The organism is Flavobacterium sp. RSSA_27 (genome assembly GCF_051547125.1).
GTDB lineage: Bacteria > Bacteroidota > Bacteroidia > Flavobacteriales > Flavobacteriaceae > Flavobacterium.
In genome coordinates this window covers 70413-83654 of record NZ_JBPTTN010000001.1, presented here as the reverse complement: position 1 = coordinate 83654, position 13242 = coordinate 70413, and the positions used below count along the sequence as shown (strand labels likewise).

Sequence of the window (13242 nt, the reverse complement as noted above, 5' to 3'; positions counted from 1 at the left end):
CTATGGAAACCATCTATATCTACTTACTAAAAGCAAGCGGTTTGATTGCCTTATTTTATTTGGCTTACTATTTCTTGCTGCGAAAAGAAACCTTTTTTACAGCCAATCGCTTTTTCTTACTCGCTGGACTTGGAACAGCTGTGGTGCTTCCGTTATTTTACATTACCAAAATCGTTTGGGTAAACCCTACTCCAATCACTTTTCCTATTTCAGAACTGCCACTTCAGCAAGCCACGCCAGAGGAAACCTTTGAAATAAATTGGTATTTGACTGCCATTGTGATTTATATAGTAGGTTCTGCTTTGTTTTTTATCAAATTCGGAATGGATTATTGGAGTTTGAATCGCGTTTTATATAAAACGAAAGCACAACAACAAGCCGACTTCAAACTGATTGATGTTCAAGAGAAAATAGCACCGTTTTCGTATTTCAACACGATTGTTTTCAACTCTTCTTTGTATTCACCATTAGAATTGCAAAGTATTTTAGAACACGAAAAAGTGCATAGTGAACAGCATCACACCATAGATGTTTTGATTATTCGTTTTTTTAGTATTGTATTTTGGTTCAATCCTTTTATTTGGCTGTACCAAAGAGCCATACTACAAAACCTTGAGTTCATTGCTGATAGCGAGGCTACTAAACGACTTAACGACAAAAAGGCCTATCAAATGGCACTTGTAAAAATAACAACACACGAAAATTGTGTTGCCCTTACCAATCATTTTTATCAATCATTAATCAAAAAACGAATCGTTATGTTAAACAAAAATCAATCAAAAAAATGGAATTCGTGGAAGTATGTGCTAATACTTCCTGCTTTAATCGCTTTTGTATTTATCTTCCAAATTAAGGTTTTGGCACAGGAGAATATAACAACAAACACCACAAAGTCCAAATCAACAACAGAAGATATTATCTTGGTTATTGATAAAAACACTACTGATGCCAAGTTAAAACAAGAAGCACAAGTACTGAAAGACCTGCACGGCATAAACCTTAAAGTTTCTAAAGTTAAGCGTAATGCGAATCAAGAAATTACAGGAATCAAAGTGCAATTTGATGACAAAAACGGTAACAAAGGAACCAATCAAGTAGATAGTGATCGTCCTATTTCGCCTATTACCTTTATCAAAAACACGGATAGTAACGGAAAATCAAGTATCGGATTTTATACTGGAAAAGCCAATCCTAATGGAAAAATCAATAAAAGAATTGTACTAAATTCTTCAGACGACGAAGAATCAAACTTTGCTTTTTCTTTTAGTGATGATGAAGAGGATATAACACCACAAGTTGTACCTAATATTCCTGATGCAGCAGACGCTCCAGAAGCTAAAGATGCTTTAGATGCACCAAATGCACCAAAAGTTCAAATCCAAAAAAGAGTAATCGTAACCAGAAGCAAAAATGGTGAAAAACCAATAGTGTATATCAATGGAAAAAAAGTGGATGTAAATATGGAGGACTTAAATTCCAAATTAGATCCTAATTCAATCGAAAGAATGGATGTTTATAAAGGTGATGTTTCAATAGAGAAATATGGAGACGATGGCAAAAATGGCGTAATAGTAATTACTACAAAAGATGGTAAAACCGAGGTAAATGTGGACAAAATAGTTAGAAGAGCTCAAGCAGATGCAGAGCGCGCTATAGCGAATAGTATTCGTGCCGCTGAAGATAAAGAAAGAATGCAACCTGAAATGGAGCGTGCAATGAAAGAACTTGAATTATCCAAAGTAGAAATGCAAAAAGCCAAAGCAGAAATGGATAAAGCAAAACAAGAAATAGAAAAAGCTAGAAAAGAGCTTGAAAAAACCAGAGCAGAAGCACAAAAAAAGCAAAAAATATAGTCTATTCATAAATCTTTTCTAAACAAATTCATAATGAGTCCGAATGCATCGGGCTCATTTTTTTGCCTAATCTCTAGCGAAAGCTCGTGGACAATTTTTGAAGAAGGAAACAAAGTTCAGCGAATACCTATGTAAAATATACCAATGAGCTACTAATTTTGTATTTTGAATTTATCCCGAAAGCTATCGGGAGGAGTAAGCTCTTGCTTTTGAAGAAGAAATTCATTCATTGAACTCCGCTAAAAAATATAAAAATGGTAAAGTAAATTAGTTGTAGTAGATTTCTAATTCGGAATCTGGGTTTAATTGGCATTCAACGCCCTAATCAAAAACAAATCAATGGATAACTACATTAAATAATGGTTTTCAAATACCGTTATTTCTATACTAAGATTTAAACTTATAATACATTACTAGCATAAAAAAAGCCTCGCAAATTGCGAGGCTTTTATATTTAGAAAATCTAGAAATTATTTTTTCTCTGATTTTTCCATTTTAGCTTTCAATGCAGCTAATACATCATTGTTATCTCCTAAAGTTGCAGCTGGTGCATTAGTAGAAGCAGATGAAGTATTTTCAGTTGCAGCTTTCACATTTTTCTCTTCTTCTTCACGGAAGATAGCAGTGTGAGAAGCAACTACTCTTTTGAATTCTTTGTTGAATTCAATTACTTTGAAATCTGCAGATTCGCCTTTTTTCAATTTCTTGCCGTCTTCTTTTTCAAGGTGACGAGTAGGAATGAAAGCAACGATATCATCTCCAAATTCTACAGTAGCTCCTTTGTCAACTATTTCAGAAATTTCACCATTGTGGATAGTTCCTACAGCGAATGAATCTTCGTATTGATCCCAAGGATTAGCAGTAGTTTGTTTGTGACCTAAAGATAATTTACGTCCGTCAACATCTAATTCTAATACAACTACGTCTAATTTTTCACCAACATTTACAAATTCAGATGGGTGTTTGATTTTCTTAGTCCAAGAAAGGTCAGAAATGTAGATTAATCCATCAATTCCTTCTTCTAATTCTACGAAAATACCAAAGTTTGTAAAGTTTCTAACGATACCTGTATGTTTAGAACCTACTGGGTATTTAGAAGTAATGTCAGTCCATGGATCTTGAGTCAATTGTTTGATACCTAATGACATTTTACGGTCATCTCTATCCAAAGTTAAAATAACTCCTTCAACGATATCTCCTACTTTTACGAAATCTTGTGCAGAACGCAAGTGAGTAGACCATGACATTTCAGAAACGTGGATTAAACCTTCAACACCTTCAGCTACTTCAATGAAAGCACCGTAGTCAGCGATAACTACAACTTTACCTTTCACTTTGTCACCAACAGTTAAGTTAGCATCTAAAGCATCCCATGGGTGAGCGTTTAATTGTTTCAATCCTAATTGAATTCTTGTTTTCTCATCATCGAAATCAAGGATTACAACGTTTAATTTTTGGTCTAATTCAAGAACTTCACTTGGGTGGTTGATTCTACTCCAAGAAAGGTCAGTAATGTGAATTAATCCATCAACACCACCTAAGTCAATGAACACACCATAAGAAGTAATGTTTTTAACAACACCTTCTAATACTTGTCCTTTTTGTAATTGACCGATGATTTCTTTTTTCTGTACTTCAATATCCGCTTCGATAAGCGCTTTGTGAGATACTACAACGTTTTTGAATTCGTGGTTGATTTTTACCACTTTGAATTCCATGTTTTTGTTTACGTATACATCGTAATCTCTAATTGGTTTAACATCAATTTGAGATCCTGGTAAGAATGCTTCAATTCCGAAAACATCAACGATCATACCACCTTTAGTTCTGCATTTTACAAAACCAGTAACGATTTCACCTGTTTCGTTTGCAGCAATAACTCTATCCCATGATTTAATAGTACGAGCTTTTCTGTGAGATAATACCAATTGACCAGTTTTGTCCTCACGGATGTCAATTAATACTTCTACTTTGTCTCCAACTTTTAAATTTGGGTTGTAACGGAATTCATTTAATGAAATAACACCTTCCGATTTAGCGTTGATATCAACGATAACGTCTCTATCTGTAATTCTAACAACTACTCCTTCAACAACTTCTTCTTGATCTGTAGCGATGAAAGTTTTTGATACTAGTTCTTCGAATTCTAATAAGTTTTTCTCATCTACTGCATCAATACCTTCTTCGAAGTTATGCCAGTTAAAATTTGCTAAAAACTCTTCTTGTGATTTTAATTGTTCAGACATGCTGATAAAAAATTTGTATTCTGTATTTCTTGAGTTTCTTAAAGCGAGAGAAAAAACAGAAGTTGTTTTACATAAATAGTTGATACCTAAAGGAAACTCTTATTCACCAAAAGGTGTGCAAAAGTAAAACAATTAATCAATATGGCAAAATATTTAACCGTAGATGTAGTCAACTAAAATAAAAAGAGTTCTTAAGACCATTTTGAAGTGATAGAATAGGTATTTTTGCCAGCAGGAATCCGTCTATCCGTTGCAATCTTTTATGTTAAAAAAAAAAAAAAAAACATAAAAGGATTTTCACTTCTATCGGGGCTATTGAAGTTAGAATAGGATTTATCGGTAATAAAAAATCCTAACAAGTCAACAACTAGTTAGGATTTAGAAATAAATCATATAATATATTAATGACTTACGTTTTCTACTTCTTTCGGATTGTGCTCGTGTTTGAACAATAAAGCAAACGCAATAGCAATTACCAAAGCATATCCAGCAAAACTCAACCAGATACTGTGCCAATCTCGAACACTATCGTGAGTAAAAAATTTATCGATTGCCCATCCCGAGGTAAAACTTCCTAACACAGCTCCTACTCCATTTGTCATCATCATAAACAAGCCTTGAGCTGAAGAACGATTTTTAGCATCAGTATTCGTTTCTACAAATAACGAACCTGAAATATTAAAGAAATCAAAGGCCATTCCGTAAACAATACAAGATAAAATAATCATCCACAAGCCATCTGTTGGATTACCAAAAGCAAACAATCCAAAACGTAAAACCCATGCAAACATAGAAATTAACATTACTTGCTTGATACCAAATCGCTTTAAGAAAAACGGAATCGCTAGAATAAACAGTGTTTCAGAAATTTGAGAAATAGACATAATTATAGTAGAATACTTTACCACAAAAGAATCTGCATATTGGGGAATATTTTTAAATTCATCTAAAAAAACATCACCATAAGCATTCGTTAATTGTAAAGCCGCTCCCAAAAACATAGAGAAGATAAAAAACAACGCCATTTTATAATTGGCAAACAATTTAAATGACTCCAATCCCATCAACTCCATAAACGAAGCATTTTCTTTGGTTAATTTTTGAGGTTTACATTTAGGTAATGTAAAAGCATACAATCCTAATCCTAGGGCAGCAATACCGGCGATGTAAAACTGATAAGCTGTAGCTTTATTACCAGTTAAATTAGTTACCCACATGGCCACTATAAACCCAACAGTACCCCAAACTCTAATCGGTGGATAATCTTTGATAATATCCTTATTATTCAATTTGAGTGCCGTGAACGAAATAGAATTACTCAAGGCAATCGTTGGCATATAAAAACACATCGCCAAAAGCATAACATAAATAAAATTATCTGGAGTTGTAATTTGTGGCAAATAAAACAATACCAAAGCGTACAAAATATGTAAAACTCCATACAGCTTTTCAGCATTTATCCATCTATCAGCTATAATCCCTGTAAGGGTGGGCATAAACAAAGAGGCAATTCCCATGGTACTAAAAACTAACCCAAATTGTGTTCCGTCCCACTGCTTTGTGCCAAACCAAAAATTGGCTATAGTAATCAACCAAGCTCCCCAAACAAAGAATTGAAGAAAACTCATTACAATTAATCTATTTTTTATTCCCATACCGTTTACTAAAATTTTAAAAACAAGTGGTAAATCTACTATTTAAAAAGATATATACAAAAAATTAGCAATCTTTAATCGCCTCATTTACTAAATCTAATACGATATCAAATTGTTCTTGTTTATTGAGGTAGGAATTATCAATTTCAATAGCATCTTCAGCAATAATTAGTGGAGAATCCTCTCGATGCGTATCAATATAATCACGTTCTACAACATTTTTTAACACTTCTTCGTAACTCACTTGATCGCCTTTAGCTTGCAATTCATCAAAACGTCGTTGCGCTCGGGTTTCAGCACTTGCTGTCATGAAAATTTTCAATTCAGCATCAGGAAAAACAACGGTTCCAATATCGCGACCGTCCATCACAATCCCTTTGTTTTTTCCAATTTCTTGTTGTTGCTCCACAAGTTTAGCTCTTACTTCTGAAACCTCGGCCACTTTACTAACATAACTAGAGACTTCAATGGTTCTGATTTGCGTTTCCACATTTTCATTGTTCAAATACATTTCTGCAAAACCTAATTCAGCATTATATTGAAACGACAACTGAATCGAAGGTAGCGCAGCAACCAAGGCCGTTTTATCAAATCCTGAAGGCGTAATAATATTATTTTGCATAGCAAAATAAGCTACCGCCCTATACATGGCACCAGTATCTACATAAATATATCCTAATTGTTTAGCTAATTGTTTGGCCAAAGTGCTTTTACCTGTAGATGAAAATCCGTCGATAGCGATAGTAATTTTAGTATTCAAAATGAAGTCGTTTTTTGCAATCTTCCCAATGAAAAAATTGCTGATTTTTAAATAAAGTACAAAGTTAACAAACTCTTATTGCAAGTTCAACGTCAAACCAAACAAACTTGTATTGGCAGCCAAGGTATATCGAGAATAGGAATAGTTGAATTTTAGTCGGTTCATTTTCAAACCAAAACCAACAGAAATCCCTGAGAAATGTCGTTTATCCACTACACGTAATTCTTCGCCGCGTCGAAAATTATAGCCAAGTCTTACGTTAAAAGCTCTTTTGGGGAACAATTCTATACCAAAAATAACATGGCGCAACGCATTATTTACAAAAGAAACTTTCTCATCGGTCTGCGTTCCGTCAATTGATGTTTCCCCGCGAACTGGATTAGAAAAAGCAACATTCCATTGTTGTAAATTCTCTAACGTCAAATGCCATCGAATAGGGACATTGTCTAATTCTTGCGAAACACCAAGTAGCACTTCTAAGGGTAATTTTTCACGGACTCCAGAATAAGTAGTGAATTGTGTTCCAATACTTCGAATCACCAAAGCCCAATGCACATCATTGCGTTCATCTAAAAAAACTGCACCTATATCAAGCGCACCACCGAATGAATTATAATTTTCTAAAACTGATGAGATTATTTTAGCATTGGCGCCAATATGCAAATTTGTAAAAGGCACATTATAGGCATAGCCCAAAGAAACCGCCACTTCGTTACCTGTAAAAGAGTTGGTTGCTATACCATTCTCATCATAACCCTCAAATTTACCATAATTGATATAATTGACACCTGCTTGAAAGGTTTGTAAATGTTGGTCGTAAGTGTACGCATAGGAGGCTGTACCATAACTAACTTCGCCATAATAACTCCCGTAATTCAGCGCTAATTGATTGTGCATTTCGGGATTAATCGAAGCTGGATTGAAATGTGCTTGATTGACATCTGCATCATAAATAGTTATCGTCTTTCCTCCCAAAGCCGCTTGACGTGGAGAAGTAACCAAATTCAAAAACTGATAGGTATACCTTCCTCCTATTTGTCCAAAAACAGGCAAACAAAGTAATATAATAAGTACAAGTAATAGCTTTTTGATTACCCTCAAGACGGCGTTTTTTTTGATTAACTAGAACGATGAAACGAAGATAAAATTATATCCAATAAAAACATGTTTTTGAATATAAAAAGAAATTCCAAATTCCAACCTTGATTACAAGTTGGGATTTGGAATTATAATACATCCGAAAAAAATTATTTGATATCTTTTGCGTTTTTCACTTTTTGATTGGTAATAGCAATAGCTAAAACTTCGCTCATTTCTTTGACATAATGAAAGATAAGCCCTTCTAAATACTCCGGTTTGATTTCATCAATATCACTTTTATTTTCGTGACAAAGAATTATCTCTTTGATATTCGCTCTTTTGGCAGCCAATATTTTCTCTTTGATTCCACCTACAGGCAATACTTTACCTCTCAAAGTTATCTCACCTGTCATGGCTAAGTTTTTCTTCACACGTTTTTGAGTAAACAACGAAACCAAAGAAGTCAACATAGCAATACCAGCACTAGGACCGTCTTTTGGAGTAGCTCCTTCAGGAACGTGCAAATGAATATTGTATTTCGAAATAACTTCAGGGTTCAAGCCCAATAACTCAGCATTTGCCTTGATATATTCTAATGCTATAGTCGCTGATTCTTTCATGACATTCCCTAAATTCCCTGTAATAGTCATGGATCCTTTGCCAGGAGAAATCAACGATTCAATAAATAAGATATCTCCCCCTACACTTGTCCAAGCGAGACCTGTAACTACTCCTGCTACATCATTGCTTTCGTATTTATCACGCTCTAATCTTGGCACTCCAAGTACTTTTACGATATCTTCGTTAGTTACTTTTTTGTTATATTCTTCCTCCATTGCAACAGATTTTGCTGCATTTCGAACAATTTGAGCAATTTTATTCTCCAAACCACGAACACCAGATTCTCTAGTGTAACCTTCAATGATTTTTTCTAGTTGTTTTTTTCCAATAGTCAAATCTTTTGAAGTCAAACCATGAGCTTCAAGTTGTTTAGCGAACAAATGTTTTTTGGCAATCTCTACTTTTTCCTCAATGGTATATCCCGACATCTTGATTACTTCCATACGATCCTTTAAGGCAGGTTGTATCGTAGACATGGTATTAGAAGTTGCAATAAACATTACTTTAGACAAATCATATCCCATTTCTAGGAAGTTATCATAAAAAGCATTGTTTTGTTCAGGATCCAAAACTTCTAGCAAAGCCGAAGAAGGATCTCCATTATGACTACTCGATAATTTATCAATTTCATCCAATACAAAAACTGGATTTGAAGTACCTGCTTTTTTCAAACTTTGAATAATTCGTCCAGGCATGGCTCCAATATAGGTTTTTCTATGACCGCGAATCTCTGCTTCATCTCGTAAGCCTCCCAAAGAAATGCGAACATATTCTCTCCCTAAAGCTTCGGCAACTGAACGACCAATAGACGTTTTACCAACACCCGGAGGTCCTGTCAAACAAATAATTGGCGACTTCATGTCATTTCTTAGTTTAAGTACCGCTAAATGTTCTATCATTCTCTTTTTGACATCTTCTAGACCAAAATGATCTTTGTCTAAAACTTTTTGAGCGTGCTTCAAATCAAAATTGTCTTTGGAAAATTCGCCCCAAGGCAATTCTAAAAACAATTCCAAGTAATTTCTCTGAATACCAAAATCGGGTGATTGTGGATTCATTCTACGCATTTTAGACAATTCTTTTTCGAAGTGTTGTTGCGTTTTTTCGTCCCATTTTTTGGTTTTGGCTTTTTGACTCATTTCGTCCATTTCTTCCTCTTGCGAAACGCCACCCAATTCTTCTTGGATGGTTTTCATCTGTTGGTGCAAGAAATATTCTCTTTGCTGTTGGTCTAAGTCAAAACGAACTTTGGATTGAATGTCGTTTTTCAATTCTAACTTTTGCAATTCAATATTCATGAATCGCAAAGTTTCTAACGCACGCTCTTTTAATCCATTAATAGCTAATAAATCTTGTTTTTCCTTTACAGAAAGATTCATATTAGACGAAACAAAATTGACCAAAAACGATTGACTTTCAATATTTTTGATAGCAAAAGTGGCTTCGGTTGGAATATTGGGACTTTCTTGAATAATCTTAATGGCTAATTCTTTGATAGAATCGATGATAGCAGAGAATTCTGTATCGTTTTTTCGAGGTCTTTTATCTGTAACTTCTTTGATTGTAGCTGTAATGTATGGATCTTCGTTTACAACTTCAACTATTTCAAATCGTTTTTTACCTTGAAGAATTACCGTTACATTACCATCAGGCATTTTTAGAACGCGTAGAATTCTAGCAACTGTTCCAATTTTGTTAATATCTGTTTTTGAAGGATCTTCGTCCGCTTCATTAATTTGCGCTACAACTCCGATTACTTTACCTGAAGCATTAGCGTCATTAATTAATTTGATGGATTTGTCTCTTCCGGCAGAAATTGGTATCACCACTCCAGGAAACAAAACAGTATTACGCAAGGGTAAAATAGGTAGGGTCTCTGGTAATGTTTCGTTATTCATTTCCTCTTCATCCTCGGGAGTTAAAAGCGGAATTAAATCTGATTCAGAATCAAATTCTTGAAGTGACAAGTTGTCAATTGTAAGTATTTTATGGTTCGACATATCGTTATTAAGTCATTTTGTCATTAAATGAAAAATCATCTCCTGCAAAGTTAATGATTTATACTTTTTATTTATCTGGAATTCAATACTTATACTGTATAGCGAAGTACAATTCATAGTAGCAAAGACAATCTTTATGCCAGACCTCTATTGAATGAGTTGTAGAATTGATATATTTTGTTATGCTCGACTTTTACTTAGTTGCAACAAACCAATCCTTATTTTTGCCTTCCCTTTAACACTTGCACCACATCATTCAATTGAAAGCCTTTGGCTTGCAATAAAATCAAGTAATGAAATAACAAGTCGGCACTTTCGTTCAAGAACAAATCATCATTATCATCTTTAGCTTCAATTACCACTTCAACTGCTTCCTCTCCTACTTTTTGAGCAATTTTATTGATGCCTTTATCAAATAATGAAGCCACATAACTCTTCTCGGAATCGGCATTTTCGCGACGCTTTTTAATTGTTGACTCCAATTGTGAGATAAAACCATAATTTGTAGAATTGTCTTCTTGCCAACAAGTATCAGCACCCGTATGACAAGTTGGACCCACTGGTTTTGCTTGAATCAATAAGGTATCGCCATCGCAATCATTTTTGATGGAAACCAATTCTAAAAAATTACCACTTTCTTCTCCTTTGGTCCACAAACGTTGTTTGGATCGGCTAAAGAAGGTTACTTTTTGACTCTCGATGGTTTTTTGAAGCGATTCTTCGTTCATATAGCCCAACATCAAAACATTTTTTGTTTCAGCATCCTGAATAATCGCAGGAATTAATCCGTGAGCACTTTTTATATCTACATTCATTTTTATTAGTATTAAGAATTGAGAATTAAGTAGTAAGACTTAAATTCTGACTTCTATAGTATTGTTTTTAAGTTCTTTTTTTAATGTTTTAATTTCAATTTCTTTGAAATGAAAAACACTAGCCGCCAAAGCCGCATCTGCTTTTCCGTCAACAAAGGTATCCACAAAATGCTGAATATTTCCAGCGCCTCCTGAAGCAATTATCGGAATATTAACCAATTGTGATAGTTGCGCTAAAGCTTCGTTGGCAAAACCATTTTTGGTGCCATCATGATTCATTGATGTGAACAGTATTTCGCCTGCACCACGTTGTTCTACCTCTTTCGCCCAGTCAAACAATCGGATTTCCGTTGGCACCTTCCCTCCTACCAAATGCACCATCCATTCGCCTTCAATTTGTTTGGCATCGATAGCTACTACGACACATTGGCTGCCAAATTTCTGTGCCAAATCATTAATCAATTGCGGATTTTTGACTGCCGAAGAATTGATTGATACTTTATCAGCACCATTTTGCAGCAATACTTCTACATCTTCAACGGTCGAAATACCGCCACCCACCGTAAATGGAATATTGATGGTAGCCGCCACTTTTCGAACTAAATCAATCAAAGTGCTTCGTCGCTCCTCAGTAGCCGAAATGTCCAAAAACACCAATTCATCAGCGCCTTCATCGGAATAGATTTTGGCCAATTCTACTGGGTCGCCCGCATCGCGTAAATCGACAAAATTCACCCCTTTTACGGTTCGTCCGTTTTTAATATCTAAGCAAGGTATTATTCTTTTCGTAAGCATTATTTGAAGTTAGAGGTTAGAAATTAGAGGTTAGAAGTTCTTATTAGAGAAAATCATTTTAATTTGTTTTTTGCTGTATTTATTGAAGCTACTATTATTGCGACCAATTCATTCGCTTCTTTACATAATCTTTTCATTTCATCTTTTACATTAACATCATCTAAATCATATAAATCTAGCAGAATTTCAAGAAAAAAATGGCTTTCATCAGCTTCCTCTTCTACTATTTTTAATTTATTTATAAAATCAGCTGTAGACTTACCTCTTTGAGAGGCTCTGTAGTTTGCTCCTACAGAACTTGAAGATCTTATTAACTGATTAACATATGCATTATATTCTCGTGAATGAGGAAAATTTCTACATAATCTCCCGCAATCAATTGCAAATTTTTTAGTCCTTGTTTTTAAATCTTGAACCATAATTTAAAGTTAGAAGTTAGAGGTTAGAAGTTAGAAGTTAGATGTTAGAAATAAGAGGCTAGAAATACGAAGTTAGAAATTAAAGATTAAAAGGTTAAAGGTTAGTAATTATAGGTTAGAGTTACGAAGTTAATTAGTAAGATTCTCTGCTACAAAACATCTAACTTTTTTACTTCTAATTTCTAACTTCTTATTTCTAACTTTCCTTCACTTCTAACCTCTAACTTCGTATTTCTAACCTTGAATAATGAATTGTTCTAGTTGTTTCAACGTAATTCTCCCTTCATAAATCGCTTTACCGATGATGGTTCCTTCACAACCAAGTTCGGCTAATTTAGGCAATTCATCAAAAGTAGAAATCCCTCCTGAAGCAATCAAATTTATCCCTTGGGCTTGTTCCAGTATTTTTTGGTACAAATCAAAACTCGGACCTTCTAGCATTCCATCTTTCGCGATATCGGTGCAAATAACGTACTGAATACCTTTGCTTTGATAGTCTTGTATAAACGGAATCAAATCTTCATTAGAATCCTCCAACCAGCCAGAAACAGCCACTTTTTCATTGTTGGCGTCTGCTCCTAAAATTATTTTATCCGAACCGTATTCAGCAATCCATTTTTCGAAAATCGCTCGATTTTTAACAGCTATACTTCCTCCAGTAATTTGGTTGGCACCACTTTCGAAAGCAATTTTTAAGTCTGCATCGGATTTCAAACCACCACCAAAATCAATTTTCAATTTCGTTTTAGTCGCTATTTGCTCCAAGATTTTATAATTCACAATTTGGCTCGACTTGGCTCCATCCAAATCTACTAAATGCAAATACTCAATTCCGTGTGCCTCGAATGATTTAGCGACTTCCAGTGGATTTTCATTGTAAATAATTTTGGTATCGTAGTCACCTTTAGACAAACGCACACATTTTCCTTCGATGATATCTATTGCGGGTATTATTCTCATTTTATTTTATTAAAAGATTTAATAATTGAATAATTTAA

At 34.5% G+C, this 13242-nt stretch carries 10 protein-coding genes; 1 reads left to right on the top strand and 9 read right to left on the bottom strand.

The genetic code is table 11. The features are described from left to right. Window positions 1-2 precede the first annotated feature (2 nt). Complete coding sequence (locus ACSVH5_RS00340; protein ID WP_438059477.1) at window positions 3-1853, top strand: M56 family metallopeptidase; 1851 nt, start codon at window positions 3-5, stop codon at window positions 1851-1853. 470 nt (window positions 1854-2323) lie between these two features. Here the strand turns inward: ACSVH5_RS00340 and rpsA are convergent, their stop codons facing one another. From rpsA to hisA, 9 genes are all read right to left on the bottom strand, one after another. Next, window positions 2324-4099, bottom strand: a complete 1776-nt coding sequence (rpsA, locus tag ACSVH5_RS00335) for a 30S ribosomal protein S1 (protein ID WP_159685152.1) — start codon at window positions 4097-4099, stop codon at window positions 2324-2326. Window positions 4100-4500: 401 nt separating this feature from the next. After that, window positions 4501-5754: a nucleoside permease gene (locus ACSVH5_RS00330; protein ID WP_438059476.1), complete on the bottom strand. Its 1254-nt coding sequence runs from the start codon at window positions 5752-5754 to the stop codon at window positions 4501-4503. Between the two features lie 64 nt (window positions 5755-5818). Further along, on the bottom strand, window positions 5819-6514 hold the full coding sequence (gene cmk, locus ACSVH5_RS00325) for a (d)CMP kinase (RefSeq protein ID WP_438059475.1): 696 nt from the start codon (window positions 6512-6514) through the stop codon (window positions 5819-5821). Window positions 6515-6589: 75 nt separating this feature from the next. Beyond that, on the bottom strand, window positions 6590-7606 hold the full coding sequence (gene porQ, locus ACSVH5_RS00320; RefSeq protein ID WP_438059960.1) for a type IX secretion system protein PorQ: 1017 nt from the start codon (window positions 7604-7606) through the stop codon (window positions 6590-6592). A 155-nt stretch (window positions 7607-7761) separates the two neighbouring features. Next, complete coding sequence (gene lon / locus ACSVH5_RS00315) at window positions 7762-10215, bottom strand: endopeptidase La (RefSeq protein WP_438059474.1); 2454 nt, start codon at window positions 10213-10215, stop codon at window positions 7762-7764. Between the two features lie 218 nt (window positions 10216-10433). Next, the gene (hisIE, locus tag ACSVH5_RS00310) at window positions 10434-11030 is read right to left on the bottom strand and encodes a bifunctional phosphoribosyl-AMP cyclohydrolase/phosphoribosyl-ATP diphosphatase HisIE (protein ID WP_438059473.1); all 597 of its coding nucleotides are present in this window, start codon (window positions 11028-11030) and stop codon (window positions 10434-10436) included. 39 nt (window positions 11031-11069) lie between these two features. Further along, complete coding sequence (gene hisF / locus ACSVH5_RS00305) at window positions 11070-11825, bottom strand: imidazole glycerol phosphate synthase subunit HisF (protein ID WP_438059472.1); 756 nt, start codon at window positions 11823-11825, stop codon at window positions 11070-11072. A gap of 53 nt (window positions 11826-11878) precedes the next feature. Continuing rightward, complete coding sequence (locus ACSVH5_RS00300; protein ID WP_438059471.1) at window positions 11879-12244, bottom strand: four helix bundle protein; 366 nt, start codon at window positions 12242-12244, stop codon at window positions 11879-11881. Between the two features lie 234 nt (window positions 12245-12478). Beyond that, a complete protein-coding gene (gene hisA, locus ACSVH5_RS00295) occupies window positions 12479-13204 on the bottom strand; it encodes a 1-(5-phosphoribosyl)-5-[(5-phosphoribosylamino)methylideneamino]imidazole-4-carboxamide isomerase (RefSeq protein WP_438059470.1) in 726 nt (241 codons plus the stop codon). Window positions 13205-13242 lie beyond the last annotated feature (38 nt).